We start from the raw sequence: 22528 nt of genomic DNA on the forward strand, positions 1-22528 counted from the left end.
GTCAAGAAGTATTTGCAAGAAGATGAAACGGTCGGCTATTGGTAATCGTTTATAGTGTAAGAGGGGGAGGTGGACGCCATACTTGAAAAAATAATGGATGAACATACAGAGCATTTATTACGTCTCGCCTATTTTTATGTGAAAAACCGTCATGCAGCGGAGGATATTGTGCAGGAGGTTTTGATTAAATTTTCGCAGCGTGATTATGAGGAACGAGGACAGCTACGGGCTTATTTATCAACACTCACAATTAATCAAAGCAAGGATTATTTAAAAAGCTGGCATTATAAAAAATTATTATTCCAAGAAAAACTCTTTCCTTTGCATGGAAAGAAACAGCGTGATGAGCTTATTGCTGCAGAGGAACGCTCTCAAATTGGAGCCGCTATTTTACAGTTATCCCTGCTCTACCGGGAGCCTATCATTCTTTATTATTATGAAGAAATGAAGATTCATGAAATTGCCCAGTTGCTAGGAATTGCAGAAAATACGGTAAAAACAAGGCTGAGGCGAGCAAGAGAAGCGTTAAAGCCTTATTTAAAGCAGGAGGAGTGGGAGGTGCTACGACATGAATAATGTGCAAAAGGAATTAGAAAAGGTTGCAGGGGATATGACAGCAAGCAAGGAGCGTGTGAAGAAGCGAGTACGCCAGCAGCGACAAGGCAGAGGCAAAAAGCCAATGCGTTTTTCCGTATTAACAGCTATTTTAACAATTTGTCTAGTAGGGTTTATGCTAGTACAGCTTATAGCAAAGGATACTGAACAGGGAACTGCGCTGTTTCATGAAACACAGCTTGAGCATTTTGAAAAGATAAGTCATACGATGTGGCCCCGACAAGAGGAAGTATTTTATAAAAATGAAGCTTATCGTAGCTATGAGAAGCTTGTAGCCTCTTATTATTTCGGAAAGTCATTAGGTCTCACTTATACGAAAGCAGACCTGGAGGCAGAGAGAAAAAAACAACTCGAGGAATTGAATCTGCTTCAGCAAGTACCGGACTTTGCAGGGCTGTTCCAAGGGTTAAAGCCAGCGCAATATGTGGAAGCCTATCTGGAGCCATTATTGCCAATGTATGTGATTAGAACAAAGCTATATGCTCTGTATAAGGAAAAATATCCAACCTTCCACCCCTCTCAAGAAGTAGCAGATATTGAGGCGAGTCATTATTTTCAAGCACAATTTGCAGAGCAGGCAACTGAATTTCAACGGGCAAATGATATTGAAATGACTATTGGCTTACGTGGTTCCAGCAAAGTAGGAACAGTTGCACAAGTAGAAGAGAATACGTTTTTATTTGTGGAAGGCGTAATTCCTACGGATATTGAACGGCTATCGAAGGAAGAAGTTATGCAACAATATGAAGAGGCTAAGTGGTATCCTGTGTTAACTGATTTTTCTGTAGCAAAAGGGGACTATATTACATTGCATTCAATTAGCACACATATCATGGAAAGCGATGGAGTTGTGGCTAAATATGGGTTATTAGATAGTATGGAAGTTTTAGATGCAAATGTGACAAAGCAGCTTGAGGTACAAAATGAACAGGAGGTAGCTCAAATTTTGCAGGGTATAATTTGGCATCCTACAGAGCATATCGGCAGACCTCCTGACTATTCCTTTATACTAGAAGGTGTGCGCATTGAAATTTGGAAAGGTTATGGTGGATTATTGTATCTCCAAAAGGTAGGAAGCGGGGAGATTCAATTAAGAGGGGGAAAATCAACACAACTAAAGACCCTTTTAGGAATAGAAGAAGCCTAAGTCGCTATTTTTTAAAACAAGTCTTATATAGGAGACTTGTTTTTTGCTGATCTATTTGTACCAGCTTAGCAGAACTTAAGGGAGATAATACATTTAAATTGTACAGCATAATACATAATACGCTTAATGAATAGGATTAATTACTTAAATTATGGAAAATAAATAAGTCCAAAGAATTGTAATATTTTTTTGGCGCGGGTAGTATTAAAGAAGTAAGGGTGAAGAGAAGGAGGGGCGGTATGAACACAGAAGAATTTGAAGAACTTTGGATTACGCTTAATGAACTATATAATGCGAATCGCTTTTTAGAATATATAGAAATCAGTAGTGCCGCAATTGAAAGTGCCATTAAGCTTGGGATGTATGACAAGGCAATCGTGTTATTAAACTATAGCTGTGCCAGTTATTTTCAAACAGGTGATTTACAGCTCTCCATTAATGTGCTTGAACAATATCGTGAACTAACTTTTCAACATGGCAGCGATATTGATGTGATTCAATATTACAATATCGCTTCTATTTATTGGGGAACATTTGGTCATTTAAAGAAATCGGAAGAGCTGATGTTAAAGGGGTTAAAAATTGCTGAAAATATTCAACATGTAGAAAGCTTAGGCAAACTTTATAATAACCTTAGTGATTTAGAAATTTCAATGGGGAATTATGAGAAAGCCAAGGAGTTTGCCTTTAAAAGTCTTTATTATGCCAATGCCTCTGATGTAAAGCATAAAAAACCGTATACAGGCATTATTCATCCTAAAACAAATTTAGCTGTTGCGCATATTGAGCTAAAGGAATTTTCTAAGGCGAATACGATATTAAAGGAGCTATTAGCAATGATTGACCAGCCACCTTATTCAAAGGTGCAACTAGAGGTATTTTATGCTTATGCTTTGTTATGTGAAAGGCAAGGGCGTGTCAATGAAGCGATTGATTTATATCAAAAAATAAAGCATTATGCTTTACAGAATAATGATTTAGCAATGCTTCAAATGATTTATAATTCCTTAGTAAAGCTAATTGAGGAACAGGGGAATAAAGTGGTTTTATGCGCGATACAAAAAGAATATATTCATATTTTGTTAGAAATGCAGCGGGAGAACTATTCACATGTATTGTTTGAAATGGAATATAAGGATCATAAAAAGCAATTTGAAAACAATGCGTATATGGATCCATTAACGAATATTTATAATCGTCGTTATTTTGATGAACACGCGGAAAAAATGGTGGAGGCAGCAGCGAAAAGCAGTCAGCCATTAGCCTTAATGATGATAGATTTAGACCATTTTAAGAAAATTAATGATGCGAACGGTCATCTCTTTGGCGACGATGCTTTAACAATTACCGCCAAAACCTTAAAGGACTTTTTTCAGCCTATGCCATCCATTGTTGCCCGCTTTGGTGGGGATGAGTTTATTGTGCTTAGTCAAATAAAAGACGGAGAAACGATTCAAACTATGGGTGCTAATCTTTATCAAGCGTTATCTTCATTATCGTTGACTGTTCAAGAGGAAGTTGTTCAATTGGCATTTAGTATCGGTGTTAGCACAAATAACAATGGGAAGATTGTGCAAGTGGAGGAACTAATTCGATATGCAGATGAAGCGCTCTATACGTCTAAACGGAATGGGCGTAACCAAATTACACACTATAACCACGATTGTAATATGGGAAATGGTATTTAAAATAGAAAAAGGCACTACTCATATGAATCTCGTTTAAACCTTGTAAGCAATTGATTATAATGATCGTTTTTCATCCATTCATAAACAGTTTATCTTGCTTAAGAGAAGGACGGAAAGCTGAATTATCAATAAAAATTTATTGAAAAACGATAAATTATATGATAAGGTTAATTGGAGAATAAACCAATGAGGTGTGTTAAATGAAACGACAAACACTATTCTTAAAGGCTGCTGTTGTGCTGATGGGGCTACCTATTCTTGCTTTATGTTTGCTAGGGGTTCCTTGGATTGCGAAGGAAGCAATTCAGCATTTTCCAAAAACAACTTTATTTGCTTTAGTGGTCATCTATGGAGCAGCAATCGCCTTTTTTGTAGCCCTATATATGGCTTTCAAGCTATTAAGCTATATTGATCAAAACATTGCTTTTTCGGAACGATCTGTGAACGCGTTAATAAATATCAAATATTGTGCAATTGTGATTAGCAGTTTGTATGTGATAGGTATGCCGCTTATTTACTACGTTGCGGAAGTCGATGATGCACCTGGGCTAATTATTATTGGTATGGTTATTATTTTTGCTTCCTTTGTGATAGCAGTATTTGCGGCTGTGCTTCAAAAGCTTTTGAAAAATGCCATTGATATCAAATCAGAAAATGATCTAACGGTTTGAGGTGACTACTATGGCAATAATTATTAATATTGATGTCATGTTGGCGAAACGGAAAATGAGTGTTACAGAGCTTTCAGAAAAAGTAGGAATTACGATGGCAAACCTTTCAATTTTAAAAAATGGTAAGGCTAAAGCTGTTCGTTTTTCGACATTAGAGGCTATTTGCGAGGCATTAGAGTGTCAGCCTGGCGATATTTTAGAATATCAAAGGAACGAGGATACACAAAAGTAAGGGTCTGCGTAAAGCAGATTCTTTTTTTGGTAGAAATGATTGCCATCATAAGCAGACGTGTGCTAAGATAAAAGCAAGAATAATCGACAGGCAGTCGGTCAATTACAAGGAGTTGTCTTGATGAGGGAAATAAAAAAAGCGGAAGAACGCAGAAATGAAATATTAGATGCAGCGGATGAACTATTTGCGCAGAAGGGATTTGATGGCACTAGTACGAGTAATATCCTGGAAAAAGTAGGCATTGCTAGAGGCACTCTCTATTATCATTTTAAATCTAAGGAAGATATTATGGATGCTCTTATTGAGCGTTACACAAGCACGATGCTTGCAAAGGCAAGAACTATTGCAGCAGATACGCGTATAGCTGTAAATGAGCGTATACTACGCGTTGTTATGGCGTTAAATATGCAAAACGAACATGGTGGACAGGAAATGATGGAGCATGTTCATAGGCCACAAAATGCTTTGATGCATCGCAAAATACAGCAGGTAGTCATCAATCAAGTACCGCCAATCCTCACTGCTATTATTCGTGAGGGCATTGAGCAGGGTATTTACCAAACACCTTATCCCTATGAGTGTATGGAAATGATTATTGCATATACCAATACAGTCTTCGATGATGATTTAGTCTTGATGACAGATGAGGAACGAGCTACCCGTATTCCAGCATTGATTTTTAATATTGAACGAATGCTAGGGGTTGAAAGTGGTAGCTTATTGTATATGATGCAAATGTTTGGGAATAAAGGAGAAGGCAGTACGAACTAAATTTTTTAGTTCTTGTTAGGCTTGATGACGGTTAACTACTTACAAAGAGGTGACCTATGTATTGGAAAATTGTGCGCAATGATATGGCAAACAGCAAGCTAATAACAGGTATGACAACACTATTTGTGGCGGCAGCGGCTTTGCTTGTCACACTATCAGCAGTACTTATTGTCCATTTGACAAGTGCAATTGACACGCTGATGAAGCAAGCAGAAACGTCTCATTTTCTCCAGATGCATGCAGGTGAAATCGATGAAGTGCGGCTCACTGAATTTGGGGAGCAAAATAAATATGTAGATGAATTTCAAATCAATGAATTTCTAAATGTGGAGGGCTCAAAGATCAATATTGCGGGTACCACATTGGCACATAGTGTGCAGGACAATGGTTTCAGCACACAAAGTGAGAAATTTGATTATTTACTTAATCTTGATGGTCATGTGATTGAAGTGTCCAATGGTGATATTTATGTACCTGTAAGCTATTGGAAGGACGGCATGGCCGACTTGGGGGATACTGTAATCGTTCATGATCAAACCTTTACAATAGCTGGATTTCTAAGGGATTCACAGATGAACTCTATGCTGGCTTCCTCTAAACGCTTTCTGGTCAGTGAACAAGATTATGCAGCAATCCAGGGAGCGGGAACGGTTGAATATTTACTTGAGTTTCGTTTGAAAAGTTTGGCGGATTTAAAGAAGTTTGAAGAAGCCTATACAAGTGCAGGGTTAGAAGCAAACGGACCGACCATTACCTACAAGCTTTTTCAAATGCTGAATGCCATATCCGATGGGCTCATGATTGCTGTCATCTTACTCATCAGTCTCCTTGTAGTCGCTATTGCTTTTATGTGTATTCGATTTACATTGCTCACTAAAATGGAAGAGGATACTCGAGAAATCGGTATGATGAAAGCGATTGGCTTACGCGTGGGGGATATTCAGAAAATGTATCTAGCCAAGTATGGTGTGATCGCTGTAATTGGCTGCCTGCTTGGTTTTGCCTGCTCTTTCTTGCTTCGAGATATGCTATTAGAAAATATTCGTTTGTTCATGGGAGAAACGGACAATGGCTCACAAATTTGGCTGTTCACTGGTCTCGGGTTGCTGCTCGTATTTATGGTGGTAATGGGCTATGTACAATCAGTATTGAAACAGTTTCGCAAGCTATCAGCCACACAGGCTATTCGCTTCGGTACAACGCAAGGTAAAGTGCAACATGCAAAATTTTTGAACCTCAGCTCCAATAAAAGGCTTCCGATTAATCTTTTTCTTGGCATGAAGGATGTGCTCGCGCGAAAAAGTCTTTATGCGACAATGCTTGCCGTGCTATTATTAGCAACATTTATTATCATCGTTCCTCAAAATCTACACAACACGATTGCGGCTAAAAGCTTTATTACGTATATGGGCATTGGGAATAGTGACATCCGAATCGATATCCCACAAGGCAAGCAAAATGCACAGCAGGTGGCAGCGGTGATCGATACGCTTGAGCATGACACAACCATCAAGAATTACACTGTTTTGACAACGAAAAAGTTCATAACGATTGCCGAGGACGGAACAGCGCAAAACCTAAAAATAGAGTTGGGTAACCATACGATCTTCCCCTTAGAATATGCGCATGGTAAGGCACCGGTTGCCCCTAATGAAGTAGCGCTTTCGGTGCTCAATGCGGAGGAGCTTCAAAAAAAGGTTGGCGATCGGATAGCAGTGGTCATCAATGATGAGGAGAAAAAGTTGAGGGTCAGCGGTATTTATTCAGATATTACAAATGGCGGCAAGACAGCTAAAGCAGCTTTCTCTGATCATTCCACGGAAAGCATGTGGAGTGTTATTTATAGTACGATGGCAGATCCATCACTCGTCACAGATAAAAGGGCGGAATATGCAAAAACTTTCTCTTTTGCCAAGGTGTCAGGGATTGATGATTATATCAATCAAACATTTGGTACGACGATTCATGCCATTGACAAGGCAGCCCGTGCAGCACTCGTCATAGCTCTATTGCTGTGTGTGCTCGTGACATTATTATTTATGAACATGCTGATTACGAAGGATCAAGCGCCTATCGCTATTATGAAAGCGTTAGGATTTACGAATGCTGATATTGCTACACAATATGCGGCGCGTTCGGTTTTTGTTTTACTGCTAGCCATTACGATGGGAACGTTGCTCGCAAACACGCTAGGCGAATTTCTAACAAGTACAGTCATTGCCTCATTTGGGGCGGCATCATTTGATTTTATGATTAATCCACTAGCAGCCTATGTTTTTTGCCCACTAGCGCTCACAAGCGTCGTACTGTTAGCCACGCTATTCGGTACGTCAAGGGCAGGGCAGGTAAAAATAATAGAGCATATAAAGGAGTAGAACCTATGAATCTAGTGAGTGGTGAGCAAATTGCAAAGTCTTTTCAAGTAGGCAATGACCAGCATCCGGTTTTAATGGATGTCTCAGTGGCAATCAATCAAGGGGAGTTTATTGCCATTATGGGGCCATCTGGCTGTGGGAAATCGACATTATTGTATGCCCTTAGTGGGATGGACAGTATTGATCATGGTCAGGTTACCTTTGATGGAATGGATTTAACAGCACTAAGTGACAAAGAACTGGCTGATTTGCGTAGAACGAAAATGGGCTTTGTCTTTCAGCAGCCGACCTTTCTAAAAAGCCTAAATATCCTTGATAATATTCTGTTACCTGCCATGCGTGATCAGCGAAAAAATGTGAGGGCCTTGACAGAAAGGGCGCTGCAAATCATGCACAAAATGGGGATTGCAGATTTGGCAGAGCGAGATATTACCCAGGTTTCTGGCGGGCAGCTGCAACGAGCAGGCATCTGTCGCGCTTTGATTAGCAACCCACAAATCATTTTTGGAGATGAACCCACAGGCGCTTTAAATTCAACGTCTGCTCAGGAAATCATGGATTTATTGGCCGCCATCAATCGAGAAGGCACAACGGTTATGCTTGTGACACATGATCCAAAAATTGCTGCAAGAACAGAGCGTATCCTTTTTATGTCTGATGGCGCTATCGTGAATGAACTGCGGTTGCCTGAATTCACGGGCAATGATTTAGACGATCGAATGGTCAAAGTGGTGTCTGCTATGCAAAAAATAGGTATTTAGCTTGAAGGAATCCGTAATGATTTAAAAATTACGGATTTTTTTGTGAAAAATGAATCGCAATTGTTGTGGCGTCCGTCAGTAGTGTAGAAAGTAGGTGAGGGCAATGATGGATATTGAACAGATAATCGAGGAGCACGGTGATTACTTACTAAAGGTCGCCTATCTATATGTAAAAAATAAGGCAACGGCGGAGGACATCGTGCAGGATGTGTTCATCGCCTTTTATCAAAAGCAGGGACAGTTTCGTCAGGAAGCATCCTTGCGTACATATTTAGTGAAAATGACGGTTAATCGAAGTCACGATTATTTACGAAGTTGGAAAAGTAAACAACTGACATTGTTTGAAAAAATCACGGGGCGCACAACAGCTATGACACCTGAAAAGGAGATGCTAGAGAAATCCGTCAAAAAAGAGCTGACGGAGGCATTGTTTACATTATCAGTTGCCTATCGTGAGGTCTTGATTTTGTATTATTTTGAGGAGATGTCGACAGTGGAAATTGCACAGCTTGTACACTGTCCGGAAGCAACGATTCGCACAAGATTACAGCGAGCTCGTAAACAGCTGGCAACAGCAATGGGTGACTTTGATTGGGAGGTGCTACGCCATGAATCAATTTAAAGAGGATGTATTAAAGGAGCTACAAAATGTCAAGCTCTCACAGCAGCGCAAACAAGTAATCGCGGAAAAAGCACGACGAAAGGTTCAACGCAAAGCAGGTGGTCAATGGACGTATCGTTTCGTGCTCGCAACCTTTACTATTTTTGTCATCGGTTTTAGCTATATCTTGACACAACAGAAAGAACAACGGACTTCAAGCCATCAAGCGGCTAGCTTACAGTCGGATACTTGGCATTGGTGGTCACTTTTTGATTCGGATTATGTAAGAGGCTTTATCTTACTGAGCATTTTTATAGGGGCGACATTTATAGTCAAACGTTATCTAGTGAAAAAGGGTTATGGTTTACCTGTTTGTATTGAATGTGGGGAAAGCTGGTCTGAGAAGGATGCACGTAAATTATATCGCAAAAATAGTGAAATTGTGTGCCCTCATTGTGGACAAAAGCAATATCGCACAAAAAAATCTATGCAAATCAGTGGTGTGATGACGATGCCAGTACCTTTGTTGATTATGCTGCAGCATGTTTTTCAACATTTTGTCATCGGTATTATTTTCTTTTTAGTGGGGATGTTCTATTACCATTATCAAATTGCGCCATATGTGTTTAAGCTACAAGAAAAAGATCCAATGAATGAACCTTTGTGGTAATGATTATGACAGGAAATTGCTATTGTAATCTAGCAATTTCTTCATGTTGTTGAAAAAAGATCATGTCACTAGCAGAAAAAGAACTTTTAGCAAGGTGAGGGGTTGATTTCCGTTCCGCCAGCGTCCTTTCCGGGGGGCGTCCGATGAGCCGCTTCACTCACTTCCGTTCGCTCCAGGGTCTCATCTGTGACACTACCCCTAGGAGTGACGCTGGCTCCACTCCAATCAACCATTCTGCAAAAGTGGCTTTTCCTTATCTTTCATACTAGCTAGCCGTAGTAATCAAATTTGCCCATGATTTGTATAATTAGATAGGCTCTTATTTTCAATGTGTAGTGACAACACCCCTTCATAAAGAGTAGTGAACACCTTCACTTTATTTGAAAACCTTTGCTAAAAAGTTAACATTTTGTAGGTTGGAGTGGAAGGCTACTTGACTCCCGTGGGATAGCGAGACAGGCGAGCCCCTGCACGGAGCGGTAGCAAAGGAAGCGGCTCGACGCTCGCCCACAGGAAAGCAAGTAGCCTGCAACGGAAACCATTTTCACCTTTCACAAAAATTCTATTGATTGTTTTGTTTTTCAACACTATGAGGAAATTGCTATTGTAATCTAGCAATTTCTTTTTTTATTCTAAAATAGATTGACAATGGTTTTCATTTGCTTTATCTTTGTGTTAACTTATTTTTATTATTAGTTAACGCAAAAGGGGAGGCTTTTTACATTGAAAAAAGGAAGTACATATCAATACGTCTTAGCAGCATTTGGGGCAGCGATTATCGCGGTTTTAGCACAGGTAACAATTCCATTACCACTTATTCCGATTACAGGTCAAACTTTAGCGGTTGGAATCATCGTGACGATTTTAGGGACAAGATTAGGCACGTTATCTGTTCTATTATATATTTTACTAGGGGCAGCAGGTTTACCTGTATTTAGTGGTATGTCAGGTGGACTAGGAATTTTAGTTGGTCCAACAGGTGGGTACATTGTCGGTTTCCTTGCCACAGCGATTATTATGGGCTTATACTTAGATAAATTTGGTATTACATTTGCTCAAGCTATTATTGCGAATATCATTGGGATGATCATTACATTAGCGTTTGGGACAGTGTGGTTAAAAATTGTAGCAGATTATACATGGACAGCTGCCTTTATGGGTGGAGTTGCACCATTTATCGTGGTGGGGATCGTCAAGGCGGTACTTGCAGCATGGATTGGTGTCATTGTTCGTCGTCGCTTAGAAAGAGCGCACTTAATTGAAGCAATAGCATAGGACATGGGAGGAATTGTTTTGGCAACATTATGGACAGGTGGTAAGATTTACACGATGGCTCAGGTTGGTGAAACAGTGGATGCAGTCCTTGTTGAAGATGGAAAAATTGTGGCGACAGGCTCAGTGGAGAGCTTGTCGCCACTAGCTGCTTCTATCCAACATTTAGAGGGGAATATCATGTATCCAGGCTTTGTCGACAGCCATTTACATATTATTGGCTACGGAGAAAAACTCAAGCATCTTGATGTATCGGCGGTTACGAGTAAAGAGGCGTTACTTGTGAAACTTCAGGAGCAAATGGCTGAGGCGTCAGCACATGAATGGGTCATTGCGATTGGACTAAATGAAAACCAATTTGAGGAGCCCATTTTCCCGACCTTAGCGGAGCTAGATACCCTTGGAGATGCTCATTTAATTATTAAACGGAGCTGTCATCATTTGATCCTAGCCAATTCCAAGGCACTCGCTTTTGCTGGAATTACAAATAGGACTCCTTCGCCAGAGGGGGGTGTCATTGACAAAGTAGATGGTCAGCTCACAGGGATACTAAAGGATGCCGCATTGTATTTAATTGTTAACCATATGCCACATATTACACCTGCGTATATTGAGGATGCACTGACAAAGGCGGTGACCTCATTGCAATCCTATGGTTTAGTAGGGGGACATTCAGAGGATTTAAGCTATTATGGACCACCAAGCCAACCGATTCAGGCGTATCGCAAAATAGTAGAGGCACAGCAATCCTTTAAGGTGCATTTATTACAGCATCATACAGTCTTTGAAGAGGTTGCGAAGATGGATTTAGCTTCCTCACCATTTTTGGAGTTTGGTGCGATGAAAATTTTTATTGATGGAGCCTTTGGAGGTCGTACGGCTGCACTACGTCAGCCTTACTGTGATGATTCGGACAATGCAGGGATGCTTATTCATACAACTGAGCAATTAACAAGCTATGTCCAGCTGGCACGTCATTATGGACAAACCGTTGCCGTGCATGCCATTGGCGATTTAGCAATAGAAACGATTTTAGACGTTTTTGCGGCATATCCTCCTCAGGAAGGTCAGCTTGATCGTGTGATTCATTGTAGCTTAGTCGATGAGGAACTATTAGCAAAGCTAGCTGCATTACCAGTGGCAGTGGATATGCAGCCGCAGTTTGTGCAGGGGGAATACCAAGCAGAGCTATCGAGACTTGGAGAGGAGCGCGCACAGGGCTTACATCCTTTAAAGTCGCTTCTTGACAGAGGGCTGATTGTCGCAGGCGGCAGTGATGCGCCGATTGAAGTGCCAAACCCGCTGCATGGTATTTATGCGGCTGTCACTAGAAGAAATTTTGAGGAAACACATGATGGCTATAACCCGCATGAGAAAATTTCCCGATTTGAGGCAGTCCGTTTGTACACAGTAGGGGCGGCTGAAATAATTGGACAGCAATTTATGCGTGGCAAAATTGCAGCAGGCTTTGCAGCAGATTTTACGATTTTACAAAAGGACGTTTTTACAGTAACGATGGAACAGCTTCCACACATTCAAGTCGCATGCACGGTTGTGAATGGTCAGATAGTATATGAAAATCGCTGAGAAGGTTATCCTTCACAGCGATTTTTTTATGGGACTATTGTTTGTCAGCTAGTTGTTTCACTTGTTGTTCTAAGGTCGACACACGTTTTGATAAGTCCTCTACTTGCTGTTGCATGGTTGGTGGAGGAGGCACGGGGGTAGTGGCTTTCATTTTTTTAATCATCTGAATCATTACAAAAAAGATAACTAAGAATATACATAAAAGAACGGTTGTACTAATGATATCGCCAAGGTTGAATTTCATGTTTGCGCTCCTTTCTGTAGTGGGTATCTAGTTATATACAGGGTGGCATGCTAAAAAGTTTCAAAAAAATGGAGAATGTCACGATTAATACAAAAATTGACACCTACTTTGGTGTAGAGGAGTGCTATTTTATTGGCTTTAAGGAATGGGCCATAGCAGTCAAAACATACGTTAGTAGTGAGCGATTTTAACAGCATGATAGGGGTGAGTATGTGCACAAGGCAGGACAAGTAATGCGACAGGCTGTCCATAATATTTATGTTTATCGATTCGATTATGTACAGGTTTTCGCACTCATTAGAATCTTTCAGTTTTTATTGATGATCCCTGTAACCTCTATCGTCTTGAAGCTCATGCTACGAGTAACAGGGTTTACACATATTACCGAGCAAAATTGGCAAAGCTTTGTGACGCATCCCTTTGTCATGATAATGATTTGTCTATTAATTTTGCTGTTTTTATTATTTGTATATTATGAGATGGGCTTTCTATTTCTCATGGCCTTTCATCAGCAACGAGGAATTCGCTATCGATTTCTTCCTTTATGGCAGCAATTAAATCGCAAGGTTGTTTATTTTTTTAGCGTCCAAGTGCTGTTTCTAATCGTCTATCTAGCACTATTAATGCCACTAGCTTCCTTTATGCTGCCCCTTACATTGACTCAATCCGTCTCCCTACCACATTTTCTAACTGAAGAAATCATGAGTAGTCGAGCGGGTAGGCTAGCATATGCTGCGGTGGTGGCAAGCATCGTAGTGATGATAGGCATTCGAAGTATCTTAACCTTACCTATTTTTACAATCCAACCGAACATCTCTATTTTGCGTTCTTTTAAGCAAAGCTGGCGATTTTCCAAGCGAGGATTATTTGAACTAGTCGTGCTATTAGCGATGCTTTTAACAGGTCATCTGTTGATGATGCTTGGGATAACAGTGATCACTACGTTTCCGCTCTATTTAATCGAGCGTTTAATGCCAAGTGCTGCATTGGTTACGGCTGGGCTAACACTAGCCTTTTTAGAAATGGTCTTTGTGGTGCTATTTAGTCTATTACAGGCGATGTTTTCACAAGTTATGGTCGCCATCACATATAATACGCTGGTGATGGGCAAAGTCAGCGCTACTACACATCGAAAGCGGCGCTATAAGCCATTGCTGTTGATAAGCGGCATCGTGTTTCTCGTATTAAGTATGATGAATATTAATTCATTAGAGAAAAGTATCTATGCTCCCGACACCAAAATTATTGCTCACCGCGGCTATGTAGCTGGCAATGTAGAAAATACAATTAGTGGATTGGTGAGTGCAGCCAATGCGGGGGCAGATTTAATTGAAATCGACATTCAGCAAACTGTGGATGGGGAATTCGTCGTCTTCCATGATCGAACATTGCGCAGGTTAGCTGGTAAAAACGGTGTCATTGCGAATATGACTCTGAGTGAACTAAAAACGTTAACGATTCATCAAAATGGCTTTAGCGATAAAATTGCTTCATTAGATGATTGTATTGAAATTGCCAAAGCGTTAAATGTGGCGCTACTAATCGAATTAAAGGTGCATGGTCAAGAAACAGAAGATGTTTTACCTAAATTAGTAGAGAAGCTACGAAAGTACAAGGTGCTAGATTCCTACTATGTGCAATCCGCTGATGGACAGAAAATGACACAATTAAAAAAATTGGTGCCGAATTTGCGTGTTGGCATTGTCTATGCACTCAATATTGGCCCAATGGAGGAAAATGTTGATTTTATCGCATTAGAGGAATCTTGGGTAACGGAGCAGCTTATTGCAGAATTGAAGCAGCACCCGACCGATTTATTTGTCTGGACACTCAATGACGACCGCTCCCTGCAAACCTTTATTGAAAAAAATGTCAGCGGCGTCATCACCGACCACCCCGACGTCGCCCGCGAGCTAAGGACCCAGCAAAGCGAACACCAATATTTTTTACAACGCGTTCTGAATCGACTGAGATTTATCTTTTGATCAGGGGTGAAAAAATTCGCGAAGTAGAAGCGAATACCCACGAAGCAAAGCAAACACTGCATATTGAAGCGAATAGTCAAAAGAAGTCGCTCAAAGAAAGGGCATACCTGCTCAAAATTAGTAAGCACAACTCTAGCCATAAAAAATTAGCCAGATTGTAACCTTTTTCTTGTGAACACGACTACTTTATTGAATTCGGGAAAATGAAGGAGATGCTTTTTGTATGAAAATGACGAAAGTCGTACCATTTGCTATGTCAGCATTATTATTAGGGGGCGCGATTGGAGCTCCAACTGCATCAGCGAACGAAGGGGAGACTGTTGAGATTAACGCAGAAACTTCTGTGCAACAAGCGCAACCTATTTTTATTAAAGTGACAGGTATAGTTGAAAACGTAGATGTACGTGAAAACGCCACATACTATACAGTGGTTGAGGGTGACAATACAAATATTGTGATTGTGGATAAAGACTCTTTAGTTTTCGACAATACGGGAAAAGAAGTCAAGCTTCAAAAAGGAGATAAGGTGTCCGCTTACTCTTATGCCAAGAAGCCGATGCTTGCGATTTATCCACCACAGTACAACCCAGAAGTAATGATTGTGGAAACAGAAGAAATGGGCACTGTAGAAGTGGATTTTTTCAATAACGAATTAGTCGATACAGAAAACTATGTAAAATTAACAATTGGTCCAGATACAAAACTACAAAGTACCTCTGGCAAAGCAGTAAAGGCTGAAGATTTAGCAGGGCAGCATTTAGTAGCGTTCTACACAGTGGCAACAATGAGTATTCCAGCACAAACTTCCCCTTCAAAGGTCATTGTGTTAGATCAAATAGAACAGGATGAGGCTACTGAAGAAAACACAATCCCAACTGCTGTGCAAGACATTATCAATAATGATTTTTATGATGTGAATGGCACAAAAATGGTGCCGCTACGCTTAATTGCAGAAGAGCTTGGCTTTACAGTGAAAGCAACAGCAACAGGAGCGATTATCTCTAAAGGTGCACTATCGTATACGATTACACGTGGGCAAAAGGAATATGGCTACAATAAAGCAATTCGCCACTTTAATGTAGCACCAGCTTTATTAGAGTCTACAAAAACATATGTACCTGTTGAATTTGTTGAGGAATTAGTGAAATAAACGAGTCTAACCCCTTTATGGTTTTTGTCATAAAGGGGTTTTATAATGGAAAGATTTAAAAAAAGTTTTGGATAATAAACAAAAGAAGAGAGCTTATTTTTACTATATTCAAAATATTTTAAAAAGTCTGATAATTAATTGACTTTGCCAGCACTTAAAAATATGATGTTCATTAACCGGTGAACAAATAAATGCTTTAAAGCACGAAATTTACAACATAGAAGAGGTGAAAATATTTGAAATCTATAGGGAAAAGAAATTTGTTTTTTGCTGCTAGCTTTATTGTCTTAGTTTTACTTGCTAGTTTTCCAGGGTTATTTGATTTCAGTAATAAAATTGAGCCACGTATTTTAAGCTTACCATTCTCATATTTCTGGCAATTCTTTATAAATATTTTGATCTTCCTATTATTAATAACGTGGTATTTTGTAGATGACAAATATGGTGATTTAGATATTGATATTGAACCTTTGACAAAAGCACAATTGCAGGAATTGGAGGTGAGAAAATAATGCTATCGATAATCTTTATTGTTGTGTTCTTTGTTATTGTGTTTGCGATTAATGCGAAAAATTTTGGTGTTAAATCCTTTGAGGAATACGCAACAGCACGAGGCAGCTTTGGGGTGCTGGCGATTTCATTAGCTGTATTTTCTACATGGTATGTAGGCGCTACCTTTACAGCATTTGCAGGATACTCTGTTGGCTATGGTTTTATTGGCTTGTATGTACTGACCTATGCAACATTAACAATGCTTTCCATGTACCTAGTTGCCGAAAAAACATATATCTGGGGGAAAAAATATCATATTGGCACTCAAGCAGAACTGATGGATTTGCGCTATAAAAGCAGTATGGTGCGTTTAGTGGTGGGGATTGCGGGCATTGTCTTTACAGCTCCTTGGCTATTGATGGAATGGATTACACAGGGCGTTATTTTTAATTACGCCACAAATGGTTTAATCAGTCCTGTAGTTGGTATGTTAATTGGCATTGTGGTCGTGCTTGCCTATGTGTCTTTAGGCGGTATGAAATCAGTAATAACAGCAAATATTTTCCAAGGCACATTTATGTTTTTTGCTGGCACTGGCGTTATGCTCTATATGATTTTTAAATTTTCGGGTGGTATTGCGGCAGGAATGGATTCATTAGTGGCGAATTACCCGGAAACGTTGACATTTCCGGGACCAGGCTGGGAATTGCCTAGTGCATTTTGGACTTCCATTATCGTGACAAGTGGATTGGGCGGCTTTATGTGGCCATGGGTTTACAATAAACTATTTGCCTCAGATAGTATTCGCTCCATTAAGCAGTCTGCATTGATCGCACCGATTATTGGTGCAATATTCTATGTTGTATTCCAACTGTTGGGGAATATCTTATATATGAATGATACAGCTAGAAATAAACCTGAAGAAGCCTATATGTGGGCTGCTGGAGAAATTGGACCAGTTGTACTTGCCCTCATGTCGACGGTTATTATGGCAACAAGTATTGCAACGGTAAGTGGTATTATTCAAGCAATGTCCACATCCATTTCTCGTGATGTAGCGACGGTGATTAAAAAGGATATTTCTGAAAAAACAGCCATGAAAATAGCGAGAATTTCAGTGTTTATCATTGGCGCAATATGTGCTGTCCTTGCAACGGTTGATGTTGGCGCATTAATCAATATTGCCTTGCTATCCTACCAAGGGATTATTATGATTTTCCCAGTTGTGATTTTAGGGCTTTATTGGAAGCGTGCAAACAAAGAAGGCGCTCTTGCAGGTATGATTATTGGGACAATTGTTTCGATGACATTAACGGTGACGGAGCCTGCATTTATTACAAATTTAGGCTGGTCTGCAGGTGTTTATGGGCTTGTTACAACAACTGTTATTATGCTTATTGCTGGTTATGCAAAGCCTGTCGAGACACATGTGGAAGATCTGTGGAACGATATTGAAATAGCCAGGAGCAATAAAAAATCTGTACCACTCCCTGCTGTCGACCCTGCATTGGCAAATACGAACCTAAAAAACTAGTAAACTAGGAGGAATAATATGAAAAATGTTTTATCTTTTGAAAAAATAAAGCAAGAGCTAGTGGCAACGATTGATGAAATGCGTGAGGACATTATTCGTTTAGCAAGTGATATGGTGAAAATTCCAAGCGTTAACCCAAATTACGATGGGGTTGTGAAAGAGGAAGTCATCGGTGGTGAAAAGAACGTCCAAGAATTTCTGAAGCCTATTTTTGAAGAAATTTGTGATGAAGTGGATATGTGGGAAGTAGAGGCACAAAGACCAAATCTAGTTGGCATGATAAAAGGGGCAGGAAATGGCAAGTCGTTGATTTTCAATGGCCATATTGATGTAGTGCCACCAGGCCCAAACACTGACTGGAAATTTGAAGATCCATTCTCAGGGAGAGTAGAGGATGGCAAACTATATGGACGTGGAGCCTGTGATATGAAGGGCGGGATAGCGGCTCAAATTATGGCTGCTAAAGCATTAAAAAAATTAGGCATTCAATTAAAGGGTGATTTATTGCTAGAAACCGTTGTTGGCGAGGAAACAATGGACCATGAATTAGGTGTCACGGCAACAGTAGAAAGAGGCTATAAGGCAGATGCGGCGATTGTATCTGAGCCGTCTGGACCTCCGCAAAGTTTAGCTGTAGTACCTGTAAGCCCAGGCGTTATTCGTATGCATATTACCGTGAAAGGTAAAACGACACATGCTTCTGTAAGAAGAGAGTTTATTCGTGCAGGCGGCAAGCATGGTGAGGTGGGCATTAATGCGGTAGAAAAAGGGATGTATATTGTCCAAGCGCTCCAGCAATTAGAGGAGGAGTGGGGATTCACAAAGACACATGATCTTTTTGAGCCAGGTCATTTTTCCATTCATCCGGGTATTATTCATGGTAAATCCTATGATGTTGACTTACCGTTTGTTGTTTCCGATTATTGTACGATTCAATATGCGGTTTGGCATCATCCATTAGAATCCTTTGAGGAAGTAAAGGCTGAAATTTTAGCACATGTTGACAGAGCTGTCCAAAATGATTTATGGCTACGCAATCATCCACCAGAGATTGAATTTTTATTGCATTGGCCAGCCTTCAATGTGCCAACAGATCATCCAATTGTGCAAGCAACAAGCCGTGCGCATGAGGAAGCAACGGGAGAAGAAGCGGTTATTCATGGCTTTGCAGCGGTGGCAGATGCAGCGTTTTTAAATGCGAAAGGAATTCCTTCTATTATATATGGTCCTGGGAGCATTTTAGTAGCACATGCAGCGAATGAGTATGTACTAGTCGAAGATTTAATCAAAGCAACAAAAACCTATGCCTTAACAGCCTTAGAGTGGTGTGATATGGAAGAAATGCAGTAGAGAGGATGCTTATATGGGAAAATTAACAGGAAAAGTAGCGTTTATAACAGGCGGTGCACGTGGGATGGGCAAGGAATATGCATTAAAATTTGCAGAAGAGGGCGCGGCAATTGTGATTACAGATATTGCTAGAAATCTGCAAAGTGTTGCTTATAATATGGCGGATGAATCGGAACTAACGAAAACAGTGAATGACATAAAAGGCAGAGGTGTTGATGCTTTAGGGTTTATCGCAGATGTGCGTCATTCGCAGGAGCTGGAAGAGGCTGTGCAAAAAACGATTGAACATTTTGGCAAAATAGATATTCTTGTGACCAATGCTGGTATTCTTTCCTATAACAAGCTATGGGAAATGCCAGAGGATCAGTGGGATGATATGCTCGATATTTGCTTAAAGGGCACGTGGTTAACGTGCAAGCATGTCCTTCCGTATATGATTGAACGCCAAGAGGGGAAAATTTTATGTGTATCCTCTGTCAATGGCTTACGAGGTGGGCAAAATGTAGGGCATTATGTAGCGGCTAAGCATGGTGTATTAGGGCTAGTGAAATCAATGGCAATGGAGGTCGGCCCGTATAATATCCATGTCAATGCGATTTGCCCAACGGCAGTTGATACAACAATGGCAAACAATCAAGCAACATATGACCGCTTGGCAAATAAAAAAGGGGCAACAAGAGAGGAAGCAACGCCTGCATTTGGCAACCATCATGTGTTTCCAAACCAAGATTTTATCGCACCAAACGATGTGATTAATGCAGCATTGTTTTTAGTGTCAGATGATTCCAATAATATATCAGGATCACATATTGCGGTGGATGCAGGTTACTTAACAATGTAGGGGGAGAAGGATATGACAGGAAGATTACAGGATAAAGTTGTCATTATCACAGGGGCAGCACAAGGGATTGGTTTGGCTACAGCACAAAAATGTGGGCAAGAGGGCGCAAAAATCGTTCTGTCAGATGCGAATGCAGAAAAATTGCAGGAGGCGGCTCGTCAATTACAGCAAAATGGTTATGATGTTCATGCGGTCGTTTGTAATATTACCGATGAAGAGCATATCGCCAATCTGTATCAGGAAGCTGTAGCAACATACGGGTATCTATCAACAGTTGTTAATAATGCAGGAATTTTTGTCAATAATACGGCTGAAACATTTGAGGCTACTATGTATGAAAAAATTTCCGACATTAATATTAAAGGCGTTATGCTAAGCACAAAGTATGCCATTCCATATTTAAAAAGACAAGCGGGCAGTTCCATCGTCAATTTGGCATCGATTTCGGGTATGATCGGTACGAAAAATCATAATTTATATATTATGACAAAGCACGCGGTGGTAGGGATTACACGTAGTACGGCTGTAGAGCTTGGGCAGCATGGTATAAGGGTTAACGCTGTTTGCCCGGGGCTAACGGATACAAAAATGGCTGACCAGCTTATTGAAGGTGATGGCGGCGGTCAGGCTATCCGGCAAGCCTATGAAAATGCCTATTTATTAGGGCGGTTAGGCAAGCCAGAGGAAGTCGCTAATACAATTGCCTTTTTAGCCTCTGATGAAGCGTCCTTTATTACAGGTGCATTAATACCGGTGGATGGTGGCTATACAGCGACTTAAGTTTAAGGGTGGCTCAAATATACCTTTGAGTCACCCTTGTTTATTATTGATAGGCAGGAAGTTGAATTTCCTCAAGCAAGAAGCCAATATAAAATAAAATTTGATCTTGCAGTTTTTCGGGATTGAGCTTGGAGATTTCTTTAATTAAACTTAGGCGATAGCGAACTGTATTTTTATGAACAAAGAGCTGTTCCGCAGTTTTATTAAAATCCGCATTATTAAATAAAAAGACTTTTAGTGTATGATAAAGCTCCGCTGCTTTTTTCTGATCAAACTCCTTTAATGGCAGTAAATATTCTTGCTGAAGAAAGGAAGCTTCTTTTATTGGATGGTTCGAGAACAAAATGCGCTCAAAGTTTAAATGTTCAAAATGAATGACCTTCGCCAATAAATTTTTCTTTGTTTTGGCAAAGTGCAATGAAATTAATGCTTCATTATAGCTTTTCACAATGGACGGTAATGCATATACTCGTCCAACCCCACCAAAATAGGTGACTTGGAGATGATATTTCGCTAATAAAAAATCAATTTTTTTACAAATAAAATCAGCCGTTATTTCTGATGTGGTATCGAGCAGCAGCACTAAATAATTATTGGAATCAAAGCAAATTTTCGTTAAAGTATATTTTTCTAATAAAAAGATTAGCTGAGAGGTTACGATAAAGGCATCCTGCTTCTGGTCAGCAGGAAATGCTAATTCAATTAATAGTAATTGATAGGGATGATCGGCTAAATTCCAATTAACTTCTTTTGAAACGCGCACAATCTCCTCTGTACTATTAAATTTGCCACGAAACACGTCTAACAGAAAGCTACTTCTATTTTGCTGCGATAATGAAAGAATACTTTTGATTTTTTGTAGCTCCGTTAATAGAATAGCGGTCGCTTGCGAAATTGCCACATTGTGCCAGGAAGCACCAAGCATTTGGCATTCCCAAATGATAATACAGCCCTCCAGATGGCGATTTTCATAAATCGGCTTTACATAGACAGGGATTGGTAGTTCTTGAAAACTTTCTTTTGTTAAATTTTGCGTTTTTATTGTTTGGACAATGTTTGACAAGACGTTCTCAAATACAGGTGATAATGCAAAAGAGCTGTAGGATTTATCAACGGCATGCAAATAAATGGTTGTTTTTTTAGCAAGCAATTTTTCCATTAATGATGGTAATTGCTGAATATCAGATTTTACTAATAAAAAAGCTTGGAATGCTTCATAAATATTTTTTATTTTTTCCAATTCAAGCTTTTGCTCGTAATTAATATGGTTGACAATGGAAATCATTAGATCCGCCCAAGCACTATTGCTATCCAGCTCGATGATCACTAGCTTGTATTGCTCTGCAAAGCTTTGGACGTCTGAAGAAATAGACGGAATATCTGGACCGATTTTAATACCTAAGCCACTGACTCCTTTTTCAGCGAGGGAGCGAATTAACTGTTTGAATGCTTCATCTGTGAAAGATGGAAAACCTGCTGTAAGAATAAAATTTCCTCGTTCTATCGAAGCACAGCCCCCTAGGGTATTGATGATCGTTGCTCCGTTTACTTCTGTGTCTAATAAATTTTTTCCTGATAGTATGTTGGCATGTTGAAATTCCTGTAAAAGCAGGATATCTTTTATCCGCAAAGTCATCACCTCAGTTATTTTAATGAACGGTGATGATGTATGCTCTATCATTAGTAGAAGGATTTGCAATGCTTTTGTTATAAAAGGTGAGATTACTAGTATAATACACGAAATTTTTGTAATTTTCACTTA

At 39.9% G+C, this 22528-nt stretch carries 22 protein-coding genes; 20 read left to right on the top strand and 2 right to left on the bottom strand.

Going from position 1 to position 22528, the window contains the following annotated elements:
• Positions 1-69: 69 nt before the first annotated feature.
• The 12 genes from MHB44_RS09850 to MHB44_RS09905 all read left to right on the top strand — a co-directional run bounded on the left by MHB44_RS09850 (position 70) and on the right by MHB44_RS09905 (position 12390).
• Positions 70-576: a sigma-70 family RNA polymerase sigma factor gene (locus MHB44_RS09850; RefSeq protein ID WP_341302606.1), complete on the top strand. Its 507-nt coding sequence runs from the start codon at positions 70-72 to the stop codon at positions 574-576.
• Complete coding sequence (locus MHB44_RS09855) at positions 569-1762, top strand: hypothetical protein (protein WP_341302607.1); 1194 nt, start codon at positions 569-571, stop codon at positions 1760-1762. The genes MHB44_RS09850 and MHB44_RS09855 overlap by 8 nt, the downstream gene beginning before the upstream one ends.
• Before the next feature lie 239 nt (positions 1763-2001).
• Complete coding sequence (locus tag MHB44_RS09860; protein WP_341302608.1) at positions 2002-3450, top strand: GGDEF domain-containing protein; 1449 nt, start codon at positions 2002-2004, stop codon at positions 3448-3450.
• Between the two features lie 200 nt (positions 3451-3650).
• The gene (locus MHB44_RS09865) at positions 3651-4121 is read left to right on the top strand and encodes a DUF2975 domain-containing protein (RefSeq protein ID WP_341302609.1); all 471 of its coding nucleotides are present in this window, start codon (positions 3651-3653) and stop codon (positions 4119-4121) included.
• A 10-nt stretch (positions 4122-4131) separates the two neighbouring features.
• Positions 4132-4353, top strand: coding sequence for a helix-turn-helix transcriptional regulator (locus tag MHB44_RS09870; protein WP_341302610.1), 222 nt, complete (start codon positions 4132-4134; stop codon positions 4351-4353).
• A 120-nt stretch (positions 4354-4473) separates the two neighbouring features.
• On the top strand, positions 4474-5124 hold the full coding sequence (locus MHB44_RS09875; protein WP_341302611.1) for a TetR/AcrR family transcriptional regulator: 651 nt from the start codon (positions 4474-4476) through the stop codon (positions 5122-5124).
• 56 nt (positions 5125-5180) lie between these two features.
• Positions 5181-7499: an FtsX-like permease family protein gene (locus MHB44_RS09880; protein ID WP_341302612.1), complete on the top strand. Its 2319-nt coding sequence runs from the start codon at positions 5181-5183 to the stop codon at positions 7497-7499.
• 5 nt (positions 7500-7504) lie between these two features.
• Complete coding sequence (locus MHB44_RS09885) at positions 7505-8260, top strand: ABC transporter ATP-binding protein (protein WP_341302613.1); 756 nt, start codon at positions 7505-7507, stop codon at positions 8258-8260.
• A gap of 103 nt (positions 8261-8363) precedes the next feature.
• Positions 8364-8882: a sigma-70 family RNA polymerase sigma factor gene (locus MHB44_RS09890; protein ID WP_341302614.1), complete on the top strand. Its 519-nt coding sequence runs from the start codon at positions 8364-8366 to the stop codon at positions 8880-8882.
• Entirely contained in the window at positions 8869-9531 is a 663-nt protein-coding gene (locus MHB44_RS09895; protein ID WP_341302615.1) for a TIGR04104 family putative zinc finger protein, read from the top strand. The genes MHB44_RS09890 and MHB44_RS09895 overlap by 14 nt, the downstream gene beginning before the upstream one ends.
• Positions 9532-10254: 723 nt before the next feature.
• The gene (locus MHB44_RS09900) at positions 10255-10806 is read left to right on the top strand and encodes a biotin transporter BioY (protein WP_205442841.1); all 552 of its coding nucleotides are present in this window, start codon (positions 10255-10257) and stop codon (positions 10804-10806) included.
• Between the two features lie 18 nt (positions 10807-10824).
• Positions 10825-12390 (top strand): amidohydrolase, encoded by a 1566-nt coding sequence (locus tag MHB44_RS09905; RefSeq protein ID WP_341302616.1) that lies wholly within the window; start codon positions 10825-10827, stop codon positions 12388-12390.
• Positions 12391-12424: 34 nt separating this feature from the next.
• Here the strand turns inward: MHB44_RS09905 and MHB44_RS09910 are convergent, their stop codons facing one another.
• Positions 12425-12634 (bottom strand): hypothetical protein, encoded by a 210-nt coding sequence (locus tag MHB44_RS09910; RefSeq protein ID WP_341302617.1) that lies wholly within the window; start codon positions 12632-12634, stop codon positions 12425-12427.
• Positions 12635-12681: 47 nt separating this feature from the next.
• Between MHB44_RS09910 and MHB44_RS09915 the strand changes: the two genes are divergently transcribed.
• The 8 genes from MHB44_RS09915 (at position 12682) to MHB44_RS09950 (ending at position 20766) form a co-directional block, all read left to right on the top strand.
• The gene (locus MHB44_RS09915; protein ID WP_341302618.1) at positions 12682-12825 is read left to right on the top strand and encodes a hypothetical protein; all 144 of its coding nucleotides are present in this window, start codon (positions 12682-12684) and stop codon (positions 12823-12825) included.
• Between the two features lie 21 nt (positions 12826-12846).
• Entirely contained in the window at positions 12847-14619 is a 1773-nt protein-coding gene (locus tag MHB44_RS09920) for a glycerophosphodiester phosphodiesterase (RefSeq protein ID WP_341302619.1), read from the top strand.
• 223 nt (positions 14620-14842) lie between these two features.
• On the top strand, positions 14843-15769 hold the full coding sequence (locus MHB44_RS09925) for a stalk domain-containing protein (protein WP_341302620.1): 927 nt from the start codon (positions 14843-14845) through the stop codon (positions 15767-15769).
• A gap of 236 nt (positions 15770-16005) precedes the next feature.
• Positions 16006-16281, top strand: coding sequence for a hypothetical protein (locus tag MHB44_RS09930; protein WP_341302621.1), 276 nt, complete (start codon positions 16006-16008; stop codon positions 16279-16281).
• Entirely contained in the window at positions 16281-17795 is a 1515-nt protein-coding gene (locus tag MHB44_RS09935) for a sodium:solute symporter family protein (RefSeq protein ID WP_341302622.1), read from the top strand. The genes MHB44_RS09930 and MHB44_RS09935 overlap by 1 nt, the downstream gene beginning before the upstream one ends.
• Before the next feature lie 18 nt (positions 17796-17813).
• Entirely contained in the window at positions 17814-19145 is a 1332-nt protein-coding gene (locus tag MHB44_RS09940) for an ArgE/DapE family deacylase (protein WP_341302623.1), read from the top strand.
• Positions 19146-19158: 13 nt separating this feature from the next.
• Positions 19159-19986, top strand: a complete 828-nt coding sequence (locus MHB44_RS09945; RefSeq protein ID WP_341302624.1) for a mycofactocin-coupled SDR family oxidoreductase — start codon at positions 19159-19161, stop codon at positions 19984-19986.
• A gap of 12 nt (positions 19987-19998) precedes the next feature.
• Positions 19999-20766 carry an SDR family oxidoreductase gene (locus tag MHB44_RS09950; protein ID WP_341302625.1) on the top strand — a complete coding sequence of 256 codons (768 nt, stop codon included), beginning with the start codon at positions 19999-20001 and terminating at the stop codon, positions 20764-20766.
• Positions 20767-20809: 43 nt separating this feature from the next.
• Here the strand turns inward: MHB44_RS09950 and MHB44_RS09955 are convergent, their stop codons facing one another.
• Positions 20810-22396 (bottom strand): PucR family transcriptional regulator ligand-binding domain-containing protein, encoded by a 1587-nt coding sequence (locus tag MHB44_RS09955; protein WP_341302626.1) that lies wholly within the window; start codon positions 22394-22396, stop codon positions 20810-20812.
• Between the last annotated feature and the right edge of the window lie 132 nt (positions 22397-22528).

This window comes from Lysinibacillus sp. FSL H8-0500 (genome assembly GCF_038051955.1).
Taxonomy (GTDB): Bacteria; Bacillota; Bacilli; order Bacillales_A; family Planococcaceae; genus Lysinibacillus; species Lysinibacillus macroides.